Annotated in this window: 14 protein-coding genes; 2 read left to right on the top strand and 12 right to left on the bottom strand. The window is 60.2% G+C overall.

Features of this window, described 5'->3' with window-relative positions; translation table 11 throughout:
• Positions 1-41 precede the first annotated feature (41 nt).
• The 5 genes from CTT34_RS16065 to CTT34_RS16045 are packed head-to-tail and all read right to left on the bottom strand — an operon-like array spanning position 42 to position 7,034.
• Positions 42-398, bottom strand: a complete 357-nt coding sequence (locus tag CTT34_RS16065) for a response regulator (protein WP_159343322.1) — start codon at positions 396-398, stop codon at positions 42-44.
• Positions 399-420: 22 nt separating this feature from the next.
• Entirely contained in the window at positions 421-2,553 is a 2,133-nt protein-coding gene (locus CTT34_RS16060; RefSeq protein WP_159343321.1) for a hybrid sensor histidine kinase/response regulator, read from the bottom strand.
• Positions 2,553-3,923, bottom strand: a complete 1,371-nt coding sequence (locus CTT34_RS16055) for a CheR family methyltransferase (protein ID WP_159343320.1) — start codon at positions 3,921-3,923, stop codon at positions 2,553-2,555. The genes CTT34_RS16060 and CTT34_RS16055 overlap by 1 nt, the downstream gene beginning before the upstream one ends.
• Positions 3,920-4,987, bottom strand: a complete 1,068-nt coding sequence (gene cheB / locus CTT34_RS16050) for a chemotaxis-specific protein-glutamate methyltransferase CheB (RefSeq protein WP_159343319.1) — start codon at positions 4,985-4,987, stop codon at positions 3,920-3,922. The genes CTT34_RS16055 and cheB overlap by 4 nt, the downstream gene beginning before the upstream one ends.
• 10 nt (positions 4,988-4,997) lie before the next feature.
• Positions 4,998-7,034, bottom strand: a complete 2,037-nt coding sequence (locus CTT34_RS16045) for a methyl-accepting chemotaxis protein (RefSeq protein ID WP_159343318.1) — start codon at positions 7,032-7,034, stop codon at positions 4,998-5,000.
• Between the two features lie 293 nt (positions 7,035-7,327).
• Between CTT34_RS16045 and CTT34_RS16040 the strand changes: the two genes are divergently transcribed.
• The gene (locus CTT34_RS16040; RefSeq protein WP_174788532.1) at positions 7,328-8,275 is read left to right on the top strand and encodes a hypothetical protein; all 948 of its coding nucleotides are present in this window, start codon (positions 7,328-7,330) and stop codon (positions 8,273-8,275) included.
• 11 nt (positions 8,276-8,286) lie between these two features.
• Here CTT34_RS16040 and CTT34_RS16035 read toward each other — a convergent pair whose 3' ends face one another.
• Genes CTT34_RS16035 through CTT34_RS16025 form a run of 3 tightly spaced genes read right to left on the bottom strand, consistent with a single transcriptional unit; the run spans position 8,287 to position 10,502 of the window.
• On the bottom strand, positions 8,287-9,453 hold the full coding sequence (locus CTT34_RS16035; RefSeq protein WP_159343317.1) for a glutathionylspermidine synthase family protein: 1,167 nt from the start codon (positions 9,451-9,453) through the stop codon (positions 8,287-8,289).
• A gap of 20 nt (positions 9,454-9,473) precedes the next feature.
• Positions 9,474-10,076 (bottom strand): DUF1190 domain-containing protein, encoded by a 603-nt coding sequence (locus CTT34_RS16030; protein WP_159343316.1) that lies wholly within the window; start codon positions 10,074-10,076, stop codon positions 9,474-9,476.
• A 12-nt stretch (positions 10,077-10,088) separates the two neighbouring features.
• Positions 10,089-10,502: a DUF350 domain-containing protein gene (locus CTT34_RS16025; RefSeq protein WP_044630035.1), complete on the bottom strand. Its 414-nt coding sequence runs from the start codon at positions 10,500-10,502 to the stop codon at positions 10,089-10,091.
• Between the two features lie 301 nt (positions 10,503-10,803).
• Between CTT34_RS16025 and CTT34_RS16020 the strand changes: the two genes are divergently transcribed.
• Positions 10,804-12,402 (top strand): solute:sodium symporter family transporter, encoded by a 1,599-nt coding sequence (locus CTT34_RS16020; RefSeq protein ID WP_159343315.1) that lies wholly within the window; start codon positions 10,804-10,806, stop codon positions 12,400-12,402.
• Between the two features lie 239 nt (positions 12,403-12,641).
• On the opposite strand, the gene CTT34_RS16015 is transcribed toward CTT34_RS16020, so the two are convergent.
• The 4 genes from CTT34_RS16015 to CTT34_RS16000 are packed head-to-tail and all read right to left on the bottom strand — an operon-like array spanning position 12,642 to position 17,389.
• Positions 12,642-14,165: a malonate--CoA ligase gene (locus tag CTT34_RS16015; protein ID WP_159343314.1), complete on the bottom strand. Its 1,524-nt coding sequence runs from the start codon at positions 14,163-14,165 to the stop codon at positions 12,642-12,644.
• Positions 14,162-15,517 (bottom strand): malonyl-CoA decarboxylase, encoded by a 1,356-nt coding sequence (locus tag CTT34_RS16010; RefSeq protein WP_159343313.1) that lies wholly within the window; start codon positions 15,515-15,517, stop codon positions 14,162-14,164. Before CTT34_RS16010 ends, CTT34_RS16015 begins: the two co-directional genes overlap by 4 nt.
• A 13-nt stretch (positions 15,518-15,530) precedes the next feature.
• Positions 15,531-16,865, bottom strand: a complete 1,335-nt coding sequence (locus CTT34_RS16005) for a TRAP transporter large permease (RefSeq protein ID WP_159343312.1) — start codon at positions 16,863-16,865, stop codon at positions 15,531-15,533.
• Positions 16,866-16,867: 2 nt separating this feature from the next.
• Positions 16,868-17,389: a TRAP transporter small permease subunit gene (locus CTT34_RS16000; protein ID WP_159343311.1), complete on the bottom strand. Its 522-nt coding sequence runs from the start codon at positions 17,387-17,389 to the stop codon at positions 16,868-16,870.
• Positions 17,390-17,394 lie beyond the last annotated feature (5 nt).

Below are 17,394 nucleotides of genomic sequence, written 5' to 3'. Positions count from 1 at the left end.
TGCGGGTGGGCGAGCGGTGCATGGCGTAGGTAACGGCATGGCTACTCACCCAGCGCGTGGGCGACAGCGTGCTCGAGCGAAGTGTCCAGCGCTGCATCTTTCTGCAGGCAAGCGCTAAGACCCGGTGTTTGGCGCAGCGACTCATCTGGCGTATCGCCCGTGAGCAGGATGAACGGCAGCATGACCCCCTGCTCACGCAGCATGTGTAACAGCTCGATACCGTTGATCAGCGGCATGTGCATATCGCTGACGATCATCGCGATATCGTCATGGGCATCCAACTGGCTGGTAGCCTCCATGGCGTCGTTGGCGAGTAGGACATCGTGGCCCTGAAACTCTAGCAGTGCCCCGGTCATCTCCCCCGCTAGGGGGTCGTCGTCTACGACCAATATTCGCATGGTAATCCTCTTGGCGGGAGACTTAGCCCAGCAGGGCTTTGAGCGTCTCCACTAAGTTGTTTTGATCGAAGCTGCCTTTCACGATGTAGGCATCGGCGCCGACTTCCATTCCCCGCTGACGGTCACTCTCTTTTTCGCGGGAGGTGATGATGATAATCGGCTTGTGACGATAAAGATCATTTTCGCGCAGTCTGGCGGTCAGCGCAAAGCCATCCATCACGGGCATCTCGACGTCGGTGAGCACGGCGTCGAAGGGCTCGGCCAGGGCTTTATTCAACCCATCGCGGCCGTTTTCCGCCAAGGTGACGTGATAGCCCCACGCTTCCAGCACGTCCTTCTCGATTTCTCGGGTATTCAGAGAGTCGTCCACGATCAGCACGCGGTGAGGGGTATCGTTCGGCGCTTCGCTACGCGTCACGGCAGGCGTGTGGCGCTTGGCGCGCTCTAGCAGCGCCGGAACGTGCAGTAGACTGACCAGCGCATTACGCCCCTGGGACACCATGCCCGATACCAAAGGCAGGTAGCGCAGGTGGTCGGGCAGCGGTTTGATCACCATGTCACGCTCGTCGACCAGTGAGTCGACGATGAGCGCCAGTTTCTGCTGGCGCTGATGCACGACCAGCAGCAGGACCTTGGTGGGCAGCGCTGCGGGGACGGGCAGCCCTAGCAGCTCCGCGAGGGGCACCACGGGAACGAACTCATTGCGCAAGATCAACGTGGGCTGGCCTGCCGCATCGATGAACTGCTCCGGCGAACACTCGACCAGCTCGGCGACTTGGGGCGCGGTGACGCCGAGCGTTACGTTGCCGACCTGGACGAGCAGCACCCGCATCATCGCCAGCGAGAGCGGCAGGCGAAGCGTAAAGCGTGTGCCTTTGCCGTGCTCGCTGGCGAGCTGCAGATCGCCGCTCAGCTCATCCATCATGGTCCGCTTCACCACGTCCATACCCACGCCGCGGCCCGAAAAATCGGTAATCATGGGCTTGGTCGAAAAGCCGGGCAGAAAGATCAGTTCGAGCGTCTCTTGATCGCTCAAGACGGCCAGCTGCTCCTCGGTGAGCAGCTGCTTGGCGATGGCCTTTTGGCGAACCGCTGCCAGGGAAATGCCGGCGCCGTCGTCGCGCATTTCGACCACCACCCAGTTACCATCTTGCCACGCTGCCAGTTCGAGCTGCCCTCTGGGCGGCTTGCCGGCGGCTTGGCGCTGTTCCGGCGTCTCCAATCCGTGATCCAGCGCGTTACGCAGCAGGTGGATCAGCGGGTCGGACAGGCGATCGATCAGTTGGCGGTCCAGCTCGATTTCACTGCCCCGCACCCGGCAATCCACGCGCTTCCCCAGCGACTGGGCAAGTTCCCTGGCCATTTGCGCCAGCGGGTCGAACACCACGCCAAGGGGCAGCATACGCATTTGCAGGGCGCGCTCATGCAGGTCGCTCATCAGTGCATCGTGGCTTAGCACGCTGTCTTTCAATTCGCGGTTGAAGGCATGGACGGCGCTGCGCTGATCGCTGGGCAGGGTGGCTTCCAGCGCCTGGGCTTGTTCGACCAAGGTGTGGAGGTGGTGATGCCCCGAGAGCACCTCGCCCATCAAGCGGATCACGTCGTCCAAACGGTCCAGGCGTACACGTACCGTGTCGCTGAGCGCCAGTGTCGTACTGCCTATGGGAGAGGGCAGCGGCGGGGTGTCCTGTGGTGCTGACGGCGGCGGTGCAGGCGGGGCAGCCGCTGCCGATGCTTCGGGCGGTGATGCGGGTTCTGCTGCCCCTTGGGCGGCGGCTTCCAGCGCTTGGCAGAGCGTGGGGTCGGCCTCGGCGAGGGTCTCGGGAGCGGCCCCCTGGGCGAGCTGGGCCACGTAGTCGGCCAGCGCATCGATGGCTTGATTCAACAGGCTGATACTGTCGGGGCCGGGCGCTTGGCTACCGTCGCGAAACGCGCTCAAAAGCTCTTCTGCGCTGTGCGCCACTGCGGTGATAGGAGCCAGCTTGAGCATACGGGACGAGCCTTTCAGCGTATGCGCGGAGCGAAACAGCTCGTTGATACGCTCTTTATCGGCGGCTCCCTGCTCCAAGGTGCTGACCCCCTCGCGTAAGCGGGGTAGGTGGTCAGCGGCCTCTTCGACGAACCGCTGGATGAAGCGTCGAATATCCAGCGCCATTAGCCCACTCCCTGTGTGGCGGTGTGTTCAGATAGGTAGCGTTTTGCCAAGAAGCAGGCATCGCCGGGCGGCAGGGGCGGTGCAATGACGGTCAGCCCGCCGCTGGCCAGGGGCGATGCTTCGAGCAGCCGCACTACGGCGGCGTAACCGCGCTGCCGCTGTGTCGGATGGTCGGGTAGCTCCCCCTGGCGCAGCAGCTCGGCTTGGTAGAAATGGGCCGGCCAGCACTCGGGGGCGACGTACAACGCGCGCTTGAAGTAGTCGAACGCTCGCTGGGGCTGCTGCTGCCAGCGGGCAACGAGACCCGCTAACAGCAGCGCATCCACGTTCCAAGGGTCGTCAGCCAGCAGCGGTGCCAGCAAGGCATCGGCCTCGCTGAAGCGGTTCTGGTTCAGCGCATCGTGAGCGTGCTGTAGCTCGGCGTGGGCCGCCGTGGGCGCCGATGACGAGGGTGGCGTCTGGCGTGGTGGTTCTTGGGCGGGTAGTGCTGTAGGGGCGTCAGGCTCGTTGACCACGGCGATATGATTCGTCAGCGGTATGGTCGGTGCGCCACTGTCTTCCTCAGACGCGGGCGTATCGGCTTGAAAGTAGAAGACGCCCTGCTCCTCTTTGAGGGAGAGCACGCCCAGGTCGTTACCCAGGGTTTCGGTAACGCCGCACAGCAGAATGCCGTTAGGTGTCAGCAGCCGTTTGAGCTGGCGCTGGATGGTGCGGCGCGTGGCTTCGTCGAAGTAGATCGAGACGTTGCGAAACAGGATGACATCGAACGGGCCGCCAATGGCTCGTTCATCCGGCGCCAACAGGTTCAGCGAGCGAAACGTCACCCACTGGCGCAGCGAGGCACTCAGTTGAAAGCTGCGCCCCACCGGCGTGAAAAATCGCGCTTTCAGCGATGGGTGAAGCGCACGAAACGCCATACCGGCGTAGAGACCCGCCTGCGCTTTGGTCAGCACTTGGTGGTCGACGTCGCCCCCGATAATGCCGAAAAGCGCTTGGGCGCGATCACCGTAGCGCTCCTGTAACGCCATGGCGACGCTGTAGGGTTCTTCCCCCGAGGAGCAGCCCGCGCTGAGCAGGCGCAGCGGGCCGCCTTGCTCGGCGAGCCGACGGGGCAGGTACGTATCGACCAGCCATTGAATCGTTTCCGGTTCGCGGAAAAAGTACGTTTCGTTGACCGTTAGCTGACTGACAAAGCGGTCGAACAGATCGTTGTCTTGACGCAGATGCGCCAGCAGCACGTCGCTGTTTTGGGTGCCTAGCTCGACCTGCAAGGCGTCGATGGCGCGGGTCAGGCGCGCCTCGGCGAGACCTTCCAAGTGCAGCCCGCAGCGCTGATGAACCCACTGTTTGAACGGATCAAGGGCGCTCATTGCGGCTCCCGCCAAGGCGATGGGGTAAAGCGGACTTCCCGCAGCAGGCGCGCTGGCAGCTCGTCTAGCCCCAGCACGTGCTGCACCACGCCAGCGTTGACGGCTTCTTGGTTCATGCCGTAGATCACCGAGCTGGCTTCGTCCTGTGCCAGGGTCGTGCCGCCCGCGAGGAGGATGGCTCTTAGGCCGCTGACGCCATCGCGCCCCATGCCCGTTAAGATCACACCGATGCTGTCGGCGCCATAAACGCTGGCCACGCTGTGCAGCATGGCATCGCAGCTGGGGTGGTAGAGCGTCTGGGCGGGGCTGGGGGTGAGCTGCAAGCGATGCTGACCTGTGACGCTGAGCTGGCTTTCGGGGGGGCAGAGGTAAATATGGCCGGGGCACAGCCGCTCGCCGCTTTGCGCCACGTTCACCGGCAGCGCGCAAAGCGATCCAAGCCAAGTGGCCATGCCGTCGATGAACCCAGGGCTGATGTGCTGGGCAATCACTATGGGGGAGGGAAATCCTTTGGGCAGCTTGCTCAAGAGGCGGGCCAGCGCCTGCGGGCCACCGGTGGAGCAGGCAATGGCCACCACCCGCTGAAAACCGCGGGAGGCGACCGGGCAAGGGCCGGGAACGGGCAGCCTGACCGGCGTGGGGGTTCGTGCGGCCGATGCGCGACGCCGCAGTCGGGTAATCACCGACACGCCTGACAACAACCGCACCCGCGACAGCAGCCGCTGCGCGTCCTCCTCGTCGAGGCCGGGCTTGGGCAGGACTTCCAGGGCGCCGACCTCCAGCGCCTGATACGCCGTTTGGGCGTCTGCGCTGTCACTGATCACGACGATGGGCACCCCTTTGGTGTGCATGATTTCCTCGATGGCGCTGAGCCCGTCCATCACCGGCATGGTCAAATCCATGGTGATGAGCTGCGGACTCAGCCGCCGCGCCAGCTCGACGGCTTCTTGGCCGTTGGCGGCTTCACCGACGATCTCGATATCGCCATCGCGGGTGAGGATGTCGCGCAACACCTCGCGCGCCAACTGACTGTCATCCGCCATCACGACCCGAATTGGACTCATGGGGACGTCCTCAGGAGGGGCGTTGCTGATGGGGCGGGGCAGTGCCGTGCTCTTCGAGAGTAAACTCCTGAACGAGCGCATTCAGCTCTGCAGACATCTGTACCATGTCTTGGCTGATCTCCGTGATGCTGCGCACGGAGTGGGCATTACGGGCACTGGCTGTGTCGATATCCCGCAAGGCGATCACCACTTGGTTGCTGGCCGTTTTTTGCTGCTGTGTGGAGAGCGAAATTTGCTGGGCAGCGCTGCTGGTTTGGCTCGCGGCTTTGAGCAGCGCTTCCAAGTCTTGAGCGGTGCTGATACTGGCCTCGACCCCCTGCTCGATGGAGGTCGCGCCCTTTTCAGAGGCCACCACCAAGCGGTTGATCGCTTGCTGAATATCGTCGGTGTGCCCCTCGATCTCCTGGGTGGAGTCGGTCACGCTGTCGGCCAAACGGCGGATCTCGTTGGCGACCACGGAGAAACGGCGGCCGGACTCTCCCGCGCTGGAGGCTTCCAGGGCGGCATTGAAGGCGATCAGCTTGGTTTGGGCGGCCAGCGTGTTAATCAGCTCCATCACCTTGCTGATCTGCTTGGACTTCGCCCCTAGGGTCATGATCTCAGCAAGACTCTGCTCGCTGTCGCTGCGGATATCCTGCATTTTGGCCTGCAGTAACTGCATGGCGGTGCTGCCTTTACGGCTGCGCTCTAGGGTTTGGTTCGCTACGTCCACCACGGATTGGGAGTGATCGGCAATTTGTGTGGACGACGTGGAGAGCTCTTCCATGGTGGACGTGATTTCTGCGACAGAAGAGGCCATCTCTTCCACCGCGGCGGCCATCGTCTGGTTGGCTTCATGATGAATGTCGCCCCCCTGAATGCCGGATAGCCCCGCCGTCTGTGCTAAACGGTCGGCTACTTGGGTCAGCGCCAACGCGTTGGATGACACGGCCGCAATTGCGCGGGAGAGGCGCTCCAGCAGTTGGTTGGTTTGGTCGGCCAAGTCGCCAAGCTCGGCGCGGTCGTCCGTTTCTACCCGGCGGGAGAGGTCCAGACTATGGGTGATCTCTTTTAGCTGGCGTTGAAAACGGTTGAGCGGTCGAATCAGGCTCCCCGTTAGGGGGTAGAGCAGCGCCAGTCCGGCCACCAGCAGCAGCAAGCCAAGCTCGATCGAACTCAAAAAGCGCTGGCGAATGCTGGTGGTGTACTCCTCTTTGGAGACCTCCACCATGAGATAACGCTGTAATTCCGGCAGCCAGCGGGTCGTGACGTAATAGTGATCGCCATCGCGCTCGATGTCGGTCACGTGAAGCTCGTTATCCTGGCGCAGCAGGGTATCGGTTTCTTGGGCTTGCAGTTCCGAGATATTGGTTTCGTTGCTGGTAATCAAGAACGCCCCTTCGGCACTCAAGATCGACGCTCGACCCGTCTCGCCCAAACGGTAGTCACGAATGAGCTGCGCCATGCGCGATAGGTCGAGCCCCGCGCCCGCCACGACACTGGGGCGCCCGTTGGCGGCGGTGCCACTGCTGCGGAAGTTAAGGAATACGAAGGCTTCTTCGGGAGAGAAGGTATCACTGTCTAAATTCAGATTGTAAGACGCGCGGCTGTCGGTGAACTGATAGTACCAGTCGTCGTCTCCGCCAGGAGATTGGAGCGGACGCTGCAGGAACTCGCCGTCACGGTACTGGAAGTAGACGCCGCGCCCTTGGGTTTGCGCGGCGATGAAGAGCAGTTCGGTATCCAACTGGTCCATGAGGCGCGACAGGTAGCGCTCGATGTCTGGCTGCTGTGCCTCGGGTAGCCCGTCGGCGACCCACTGTTCGATGAAATAGCTGTTGGCCAAGCTCTCAGACACCGCGAGCGCCGGACTTAAGCGGAGGTTGATACGCGTGGCTAATCCTTCCACCTGGGCAGGCAGTTCGACGTTCAGCAGGTTATCCAGACGGGCTTGGCTGTGCGTACGCGCCTGCAAATAGAGAGCCAGAAACATGGCAATGGCCAGCACCGTGCCAAACGAGATAAACAAACGTAGCCGTAATGGCAGGGTTTTCCAGCGCGCTGTCATTATCGCGATTGCTCCAAGTGGGACGAAGACGCTCATGAAAAGGCAGAGGGCCACGGCGCGTTTCATGGGTAGATCATTAGCAGGGTCACGCCATGCCCGTCAGGCATGATAACAACGATTTCAGCGGCTTTTGGGAGGAGTGTCTACTATTTACACCAACGGTTTGCCTATGTAGGTGATTTATTTATACAAAGATTATCCATTGCGTTTGGCGTAGGTTAAAATTTTGACAAAAGTGATACATGCACGTAGCCTGTTAATCAAATGGAACGATGATTTGCTAAGGAAGCAACATGTTGTCACTCACCCCACCTACCCTGCTGGCCGTCTTGCGGAGCATGTTGCCGCGCCATAGCCGCCACCAAAGCGGTATGTTGCCCGCCGCTGGGACGCCAGAACGCGAACGCTTGGTGCTCGCGGTCAAACGCTGTTTCGGCTTGACCGATACAGATCTTCTGTCGGCCTCTTCCATCACATTGGAGGAGTGGGCCGATGCGCTTAGCGAGCGTGGCGACATTTCCCACCTGCGCCTGTTCGATAGTGCCACTGGCGGGGCGTTTAGCCATCAATTGCAGCGCCAACACCTATACAGCGCAGCATCGTTACGGCAAGAGGCCGAAGCGCTCAGGACGCTGTTGGCCCACGAAAGCCAAGCCAGCCGCAGCGTGGTGAGCTGGCTATCTATACAAACGGCGGCGGGGTTCATGCTAGGGGCGCTGCTGCCACAGCAGGCGGGTTGGTCGTCGCGTTCGCTGTTCGATCACGCCAACGCGCTATGGGAACTCAACGCGGGCGATATCATGGTCACCAGCGCCGATCGGTGGGGCCAGTTGGCGCAGCGGCTTCCTTCGCTGCCCATGAACATCACGGCGGTGTCGACCTCTGCATTGGACAAACACACCTACCGTTCCCTGCTGGCGAAAGGGGTTGCGCATATCATCGAACTCCACTGTCAGCCCGGGTTGGGTGTGCTGGCCGCGCGTCGTTCACGTCAGGCGCCGTTCGAGCTGCTGGCCCACTGGCATCCCACCGAGAGCGATGACTACCTGTTGCGAATGATACAAGGTGGTATGCCCGACGAGGTGCAGCTGGCCGAACCTCTGCGCTGGGTAGGCGCGCGTCACTTTTTACCCGTCATCGGCGAAGAGGGTTGGGTGGCGGAGGAGAGTGGCCCGTTGGGAGTATCGCCCGCTTGGCAAGTGCCTATCCAAGGCGCTCGCCCGGGCGCCAGCGCCGCCTGAACCGTCCATTGCTAAAGAATGGCGTGGGGAATGAAGCATGACGTATCTTTGGTGATACACCCCACGTCTTCTCGAATGCCCATGCCACAGGCGCGATCGCCCACGACCCAGCTGCCAATCAGTGCGTGCTTGTCGCCAAAGCGCGGCAGCGGGTGGTACGCCTGGCGTATCCACGGGTTATCAGTGTAAGGCCCGCCCACGCTCTCTTGCTGGCCGCTGGGCGTTATCAAACTAATATTGCTCCCTTCCCGTGAGAAAAACGGCTTGCGCACCCAGCCGGGTTCCAGTGGAGCGTGAATCTCCTTCTCGAAATACGCCGGTAGCAGATTCGGGTGCCCTTCATACTCTTCCCACAGCAGCGGCAGAATCCCTTTATTGGAGAGCACGGCTTTCCAGGGTGGTTCGAACCAGTGGGTGTTGAGCTGCGTGACCGCCTCGCCAAATGCTTCTACCGCCATCTCTTCCCACGGATAGAGCTTGAATAGCGCAGTGATGGGGTGGTCGTCCAAATCGACAAAGTGCTCGACTCCTGGAGCGATACCAATGTCTTCGATGTAGATGAACGGCGCCTGTAAGCCTGCTTGTATGGCGATATCCTGCAAGTAGCTGACGGTGGCGCGCTCCTCGTCGCTGCCTTTGACACAGGAGAAGTAGAGGGTGCGGTTTTCCAAACGGTCGCCCAGATGCGCCATGGCATTGAGCAGGCGCTCTTGAATCGAGTTGTACTGGTCGGCATGGCGGGGCAGGATGCCTTGCTCAATCGCCTGCTCTAGCCACACCCACTGGAAAAAGCCCGCTTCATAGAGCGAAGTGGGCGTGTCGTAATTGAGTTCTAAAAGCTTCGCGGGACCGTTGCCTGAATAGGCAAAGTCCATGCGCCCATACAGCGGCGGCTGCCCGCTACGCCAGGAGTGGTGGATGATGTCCCACATATGCTCGGGAATCGCGAGGCGCTGCATTAAAGCATTGGAGTGGCAGACCTTATCAACCAGCGCCATACACATTTCGTGCAGGGCTTCGGTGGGCGCTTCAATCTCTTGCTCTACCTGTTCCAGGGTAAACTGGTAGTAGGCGTCCTCTTTCCAGTAAGGCTCGCCATCGATGGTGTGGAAATGAAACCCCAGCTCTTTGGCCAGGGTTTTCCACTGCGGGCGTTCAGAAACGTTGATGCGCAGCATAGTGGCTCCCAAGGGTGTGGCTAAGAGCCCCAAGAGGCCGAGCGGGTGCCCAGGCCGCGCCGCGTCGTGGCTTGGCGGTTTTGCACCACCGAGCTACGCAGGGCCTCGTTACGCTGATTGACCCGCTGGGAAGCTTGGCTGGCAGCGGCATTCCAGTTGCCCTGGTTTTGGCGGTTGCGATAGACCGGCTCTTGATACACGCGCTCAAACGAGCGCCCTCGGCTGGTATTCGCCAGCATGTTACCGACCATATAGCCCATCATGGCAGGCATGAACCAGCTGCCGCCGCCCGCAGCCTGGGTCTGCTCGTCGGTGGGGGCAGCGCAGGCGCCTTCGCCGTGTTCGGCTTCGCAGGCTTCTAGGGTGTCGAAGCGCGGCACGGACTCTAGAGAGGCCTCGTAAGCGTCTTCGCAGGCGCTGCGGGTGTACACGTTGGCGGCTACGCACTCTTCGACGCCTTGATAGCTTTTGGGCTCGTCGAAGCGTACATCGGTCAGGTGCTCGTCCTCCGCGGGCTGGGTGCAGGCGGTCAAACCGAAGGCGCTCGCTCCCATCATCGCCAAAGAGAGGCGCGCGCTGCGCTTACGGCGGGGCAGGTGGGTAGGTTGGGTCTGCTTTTCCATGAGAGCGCTCCGTTACCAGGTCATTGAGGCCGCGTTGATCAAGCCCACGGCAATCGAGATGCTGCCCACCAGCGTGCCGTAGGCCTGGTGGCCTTCGGTGATGTGCTGAGACAAACTCTCGCCCTGGCGGCGCAGGAACAGTTTCAGGCCAAAGAACGTGGCGATCTGCACGCCGAAGGCCACCACGCCCCACAGAATGAAGTCGATATAGCTAATGGAGTGGGCCATGGCGCTGTAGAGCGGGAGGGTGAAACCCAGGATAGAGCCGCCGTAAGCGGTGGCGGCCGCCGCATTGCCCGCTCGAATCAGTGCCCACTCGTGGTGTGGAGTTAGGCGGCTATAGCAGTACATAAAGGCCACCAGCAGCGCGAGCGCGCCGAGCAGGTAGGCAAAGAAAGACGGTAATCCCTGTAAATAGTGCAACATGGCAGTGTCATCCTTGTGGTCAATGACGGTGGGTCAGTCAACGTGGGCATTGTGACATAGCTTCGCCTGGGATCGGCAATCGTCTTTTGGCTTTCGTTGCGCGATGGATTTGGTAGTAAAAAAACCTATTGTTTGCCTTTTGTTACGACTAAAGGCTAATAGATGAAACGTGTCACCTGCTTAGAATCCCGCGATGCTTGGTATTTTTACCTAAATTCACCGTGTCGTATCGCTTGATACCGCTCTTCGTGCCCGTGTTGGGCACCGCTTCAGACGCGACCGCATCGAAGGACTTTCCCCCATGCATGCCCTAACCCTGGCATCGTTTCTGTTCTTTACGGGCCTGGTGGCCTTTGTCACCTGGCGCATCACGCGACGTGATGACCACCGTAGCACCAGCGGCTATTTTCTGGCAGGCCGCACGCTGACCTTTCCGCTGATCGCGGCGTCCATGCTGATGACCAACCTCTCCACCGAGCAGATGGTGGGGCTAAACGGGTCCGCGTTTACCGATGGTTTGAGCGTCATGGCGTGGGAAGTGATCGCCGTGATTGCCCTGGTGGCGCTGGCGCTATTTTTCCTGCCGCGCTTTCTGAAAAGCGGCATTGCCACGCTGCCACAGCTGCTGGCGATTCGTTTTGATACAGGCACGCAGCTGATTGCCAACGTTATCTTCCTGATTGCTTACGCGGTGGTGTTACTGCCGATCATCCTCTACTCCGGTGCCATCGGCCTTCAGGGCATGCTGGACTTACAGGGCCTAACCGGCATTGAATCCAACACTGCGCTGCTCTGGGCAACGGTATGGGCGGTGGGCCTGATTGGTGCGGTCTACGCGCTGTTTGGCGGCCTGCGTACGGTGGCGGTATCGGATACCCTCAACGGGGTAGGCCTGTTGATTGGCGGCTTCGTGATCGTTTACTTCGGCCTACAGGCGGTGAGCGGTGGCACAGGTGTGATGGAGGGCTGGAATATCCTGAAAGAGAGCGACCCCAGCAAATTCAACTCCATGGGTGGCCCTGAACAGCAGGTACCGTTCTCGACCATCTTTACCGGCGTGCTGCTGCTTCACCTCTTCTACTGGACCACCAACCAGCAAATCATCCAGCGCACCTTTGCCGCCAAGAACCTGGCCGAAGGCCAGAAGGGCGTCTTGCTCACAGGGTTTCTAAAGCTGCTGGGGCCGCTGTACCTGGTGCTGCCCGGTATCATTGCGTACCACCTGTATGCCGACCAGGGTATTCGCGCCGACGAGGCGTATGGCCACCTAGTATTCAACGTGCTGCCGCCCTACTTGACCGGCTTCTTTGCGGCGGTGATGGTCGGGGCGATTCTCTCCTCGTTTAACTCCGCGCTGAACAGCACCACGACGATCTTCAGCTTGGGGATCTACAAAGGCGTGCTGAAAAAAGACGCCACGGAAGAGCAGGTGGTGAAATCCGGCAAGGTGTTTGGCTGGATCATGGCGATTACCACCATGATTATTGCGCCGCTGCTGGCGGGCCAGGACAGCCTGTTCGGCTACCTGCAGAAGATGAACGCGATCTACTTCATCCCGATTCTTGCCGTGGTGCTGGTGGGTCTGCTGACAAAACGCGTACCGCCCATGGCCGCGAAAGTAGCGCTGGTCGGCGGCTGTTTGCTGATTGCGGCGGGCTACTTCGTGCCGCCGTTCAACAAGCTGCCCATGGTGATGCACGAGTTCCACTTCGTCGCTGCCGTATTCGTGCTGCTGGTGGCGGTCATGCTGATGATCGGTAAGCTGCGCCCCCGCGCTACGGACTGGGTGCAGGAAGACTCCGGCGATGTCGATCTCACCCCGTGGAAAGGCGCGGTGCCTACCGGTATCGTGCTGGTGGTTTTGGTGGTGATCATGTACGCCTCCTTTGCGGGTGGCTAGGCTCTGTCTGAAAACTGGCTACGCTCGACCATACGGCGTTAAAAATCGGCTCAAAGTACTCATTTACAACATGTAAACTCCGTCTTTTCGCCGATTTTTGCCTTGTCTGGTCTTCGCTCGCCGACTTTTCCGGCAGAGCCTAATCACGCCAGTGTTTAAAAGCAGCATTCGAGAAAAAACAGCCACGCCCCGCTTTGCGGGGCGTGGCTGTTTTTGGTGGGGTGTTTTTAACGAATCGGCTAAGCGGCGTGGTAGGTGGTGTCGAAGCGTTTGCGCAGCTCGTTCTTTTGCACTTTGCCCATGGTGTTGCGCGGCAGCGAGTCGACAAAAAAGACCCGCTTCGGCTGTTTGTACTTGGCCAGCCGCCCCTCTAAATGATTCAGAATGGCGGCTTCATCCACCTGCTCCCCTGGCTGGGGCACCACTACAGCAGTGACGCCTTCGCCAAAGTCGGGGTGGGGCAGGCCAATCACGGCAGACTCCGCCACCTGCGGCAGCTCATCAATCACCTGCTCGACCTCTTTGGGGTAGACGTTATACCCGCCGGAAATCACCAGATCTTTATCCCGACCGACGATATGCACGTAGCCTTGCTCATCGACCATGGCGAGATCGCCGGTGATGAAAAAACCATCGTCCAGCAGCTCTTCACGGGTCTTTTCCGGCATGCGCCAGTAACCAATGAAGACGTTGGGGCCGCGAATTTGCAGCATACCAATCTCGCCCTGCGGCACTTCTTCACCGGTGTCCCGGCTGGTAATGCGCATCTCGACGCCCGGTAGCGGCATGCCCACGGTGCCTGCCCTGCGTGCGCCGGTGTAGGGGTTGGAGATGTTCATATTAGTTTCGGTCATGCCATAGCGCTCAAGAATGGCGTGGCCGGTTTTGGCCTCGAAGGCTTCGTGGGTTTCCGCAGTGAGCGGTGCCGAGCCCGAGACGAACAGCCGCATATGAGCGGTGACCTCGGCGGTCAAACGCGGGTCTTGAACCAGGCGGGTATAGAACGTCGGTACGCCCATCATCACGCTGCCTTTAGGCAGTTCATCGAAAATCACATCCGCATCGAATTTAGGCAGAAAACACATGCTGGCGCCTGCCATCAGCGTGACGTTGCACGCCACGAACAGCCCGTGGGTATGAAAAATAGGCAGCGCGTGGATCAGCCTATCTTCAGCGCTAAAGTGCCAAGACGAGACCAGCGTTTCCGCGTTCGAAGCAAGGTTACGATGGGTCAGCATCGCGCCTTTTGAGCGGCCTGTCGTGCCCGAGGTGTATAAAATCGCCGCTAAATCCCGCTCGCCCAGCGTGACGATGTCATCTCTGGGGTCACTTTGCTGCGCTTTCTCCATCAGGCTGCCATCGGCATCGGTGCCTAAGGTGTCGACCGCCGGGCAGCCGGTATCGCGGGCAATGGCGCGGGCGGTGTCGATGTCCGAAGGCCTGCACACGAATAGCGCGGGCTCGGCGTCTTTCAAGAAATAGCGGATCTCATCGCCGGTATAGCCGGTATTGAGCGGTAAATAGACGCCGCCGATACGCAGGCAGGCGAGGTAGAGCAAAATGGCTTCCGGGCTTTTATCCACCTGCACCGCCACGCGGTCGCCTACGTTCACGCCTAGCGAGGTCAGTGCCCCGGCAAGCTGGGCGCTTTCATTAAGCGCGTCTTGGTAACTGTAGTGGCGGCCTTCGCGGGTGGTGATAAAGGGGGCGTTGCCACGCTCGCGCATGCGCGCGGCAAAGGTATCAAATAAGTTGTGGTTCATTTGGTGGTCTCTCCCTTGGCCAGCTTGCGGGCGCGGCGAGCCAGGTCGCGCACCTCGCTTGAACAGGCAACGGTGGCCTTTGCGGTATAGTTTTCGTGATTGCGCTCGATATCGTCGAGCACGTAGAGGTAGTTCACCATCAGCCCTGCCGCTTGCTTCATCCCTTTGGCAGACACATCCCCCAGCCAGTTGATGCGATGCAGCTCGGCACCATTGCCCAAGTGGAAGCGGGCCACCGGGTTCAGCGGCAGGCCATGGAGGTTCTTCTGATCGACCAAATAGTGGGCAGCGAGCGGGCGAATGGCGGTTTTGAGGCGCTCTTCGCGGGCCTTGTCCTGCTGCCAGTTGGGCGTTGCTAGCGCGTCGAGCGCCTCACGGATGCTATCGGGCCACTGGGCATCCTGCTGCTGTTCGGCCAGCCACTGGGCGAAGCCGGGCACCGGCGAGAGGGTAACGAAGTACTTGAGCTGGGGCAGTTCCTGGCTGAGCTCCTGCACTACCTGCTTGATGAGGAAGTTGCCAAATGAAATGCCGCGCAGCCCGGTTTGGCAGTTGCTGATACCGAAGAAGGCGGCGGTATCGGCATCATCGGGGTCCGCCAAGCCATCCTCAACGCCTGCCAAAATGGGTTGAATACGGCTGGGTAGCCCTTTGTGGAGTGCGACCTCCACAAAAATCAGCGGTTCGTCGCCAATCGCGGGGTGAAAAAACGCGAAACAGCGGCGGTCTCGGGCATCCAAGCGCCGCCGCAGGTCGTTCCAGTCCTGAATTTCATGCACCGCTTCATAGCGGATGATTTTTTCCAGGATAGAAGCAGGCGTATTCCAGTCGATCCGCTTGAGCATCAAAAAGCCGCGATTGAACCAGGAGCCAAACAGGTGCGCAAAGTCATCATCGATGGGCGCTAAGTTAGGCTCCTCGCGCAGCAGCTGCAGCAGATCCTCACGCATTTTGACGAGGTCGTAAGTACCGTCGGTGGCGAGGTTCAAGCGCCTAAACAGCTCCTGGCGACGCGGCTCACAGGCTTCAAACAGCGCCTGCAGCGTGTGGTTGTCGCGGACCTGTTGATAGGCCTGGTAGGCGCTATCAATCTGCTGGGGCTCAGCGGCAAAGTCGTCGGCTAGGCGCTTAAAAAACTGATGTTTTTCAACCGCTGAAAGGCGCTGATAAATCGCCAGTGCGCGGCTGGCCAGCGCAATGCTGGAGGCTTCGCCGTCACTGGCCAGCAGCGCTTGGCAGGCCTTGACCAACTGATGATGGTCGGGTGTCAGCGTTTCCGGGTGTTTGCGCCGTAACAGCGCGTCCCGCTGGGTGATGCTGTTAAACATCTCTTGGAGAAAGGTCATGTTCATGATGCGTCCCCCTTTAACCCATAATCAGGTTCGGTAGCCATAGCGCAATCCCCGGAAACAGGCAGAGCAGCAGAATGCCCAGCACCATGCACAGCGCATAGGGCAAGCTGCCCATCAGAATATCCCGCAGTGAGATATCGGGGGCGATGCCTTTGATGATGAACAGGTTAAGCCCCACCGGCGGCGTGATCAGGCCGATTTCCAAGTTGATGGTCAAAATGACCGCGAACCAGTAGGGGTCGAAGTCCGCCGCCAAAATGATCGGCAGCAGAATCGGCGCGGTCATCACGATGACCGCCACGGGGGGTAGGAAGAACCCTGCCACTAACAAGAACAGGTTGATAATGCCCATCAGCACCCAGCGATTGACTTCTAAATCGGCAATGGCAGCGGCCACGGTTTGGGTGATGAACATTGACGAGAGCGCGTAAGCGAACACCTCGGCGGTGGCGATCACCAACATGATCATCACGCTTTCCCGCAGCGAGTCGCGCATGATTAGCTTGATGGGGCCAAGCTGCCACATGCGGTAAATCACAATCGCCAGCGCCAAGCAGAGAAATGCCCCCACGCCTGCGGCTTCCGACGGAGTCGCCACACCGCCGTAAAGGGCAAATAGAATACCCGCGACCACACCCAAGAAAGGCAGCACCCGCACCAGCGCCTTCATGTTGCTATCGATGTTCTGCTTGATGTTCTCCTTCAGCTTTTCAGCAGAGGCCGCCAGCGGGTTGTTGTAACCCCCGGCCATCTTGCAGGCGATCATGGTCCAGATCATAAACAGGCCCGCGAGCATAAAGCCCGGCACCACCCCAGCAATGAACAGCCGGCCAATGGAGGTTTCGGTCGAGATACCGTAGATAATCATGGTGACCGAGGGTGGAATCAAAATCCCCAGCGTGCCGCCCGCCGCGATACAGCCCGCCGCCACGCCATCCGGGTAGCCACGGGTGCGCATTTCAGGAATGCCCATTTTGCCGATGGCGGCGCAGGTGGCGGGGGAGGAACCCGAGAGCGCAGCGAAAATAGAGCAGGCACCGATATTAGAGACCGCGAGACCCCCGGGCAGGCGGCCCATCCACAGGTCTAGCGAGCGGTAAAGATCGCGCCCGGTGGGGGAAGAGGCCACCGCCGCGCCCATCAAAATGAACATCGGGATGGCCACGAAGCCAAATTCCGCGATGCGATCAAAAAACGTTTCGCCAAAGTAGGTAAGTTCCGGCAGGCCCCGGTCGTACAGCAGCGCCAGCAGTGACACACCGCCGAGTGCGAACGCAATCGGGGTACCAATCGCCATCAGCACGATTAAACCAATGGCCACGATAATGCCAAGCGTAATGGGATCCATGATTAGCCCTCCCCGCGCATAATTTCAGCCACGTACTGCAGCGAGAGCAGCGTGGCCCCCACGGCCATGGGCAGAATGGCGGGCCAGAGCGGTGGGTTCCACACCGAGCCAGTGGTCCATTCGCCGTGCAGCGCTTCAAAGACGTAAACCCAAGAGGCGTAGGCCAGCGCCGCGCAAAAGAGCAGGCCAAACAGCGATGCGACTAAACGCATGGCTTTTTGCGCTAGGCCGCCGAGGGCGTCCGGTACGATGGTGATCGCCACATGGCCACCGGTCATCAGTACATAGGGGCTGCCCATCAGCATGGCCCCGGTCACGGAGAAAATCGTGAATTCGGTCTGCCAGCTTGTGCTCATGCCCAAGGCGTAGCGGATAAAGACCATCTGGCAGATCACCAGAACGCCTGCCACGAACATGGCGCAGGCGAGGTAAGCCGACGCGCGCGACAGCGTATCCATCAAGCGGATATAGCCGCCAATAACCCCGCTGCGTACGGCAGGGGGGTGAGTGGTTGAAGTTGCCATAGTTC

The sequence above is a fragment of the Halomonas meridiana genome (assembly GCF_009846525.1).
Lineage (GTDB): Bacteria > Pseudomonadota > Gammaproteobacteria > Pseudomonadales > Halomonadaceae > Vreelandella.
Note: the sequence above shows the minus strand (reverse complement) of the source record. Positions and strands in the feature narration are given on the sequence as shown.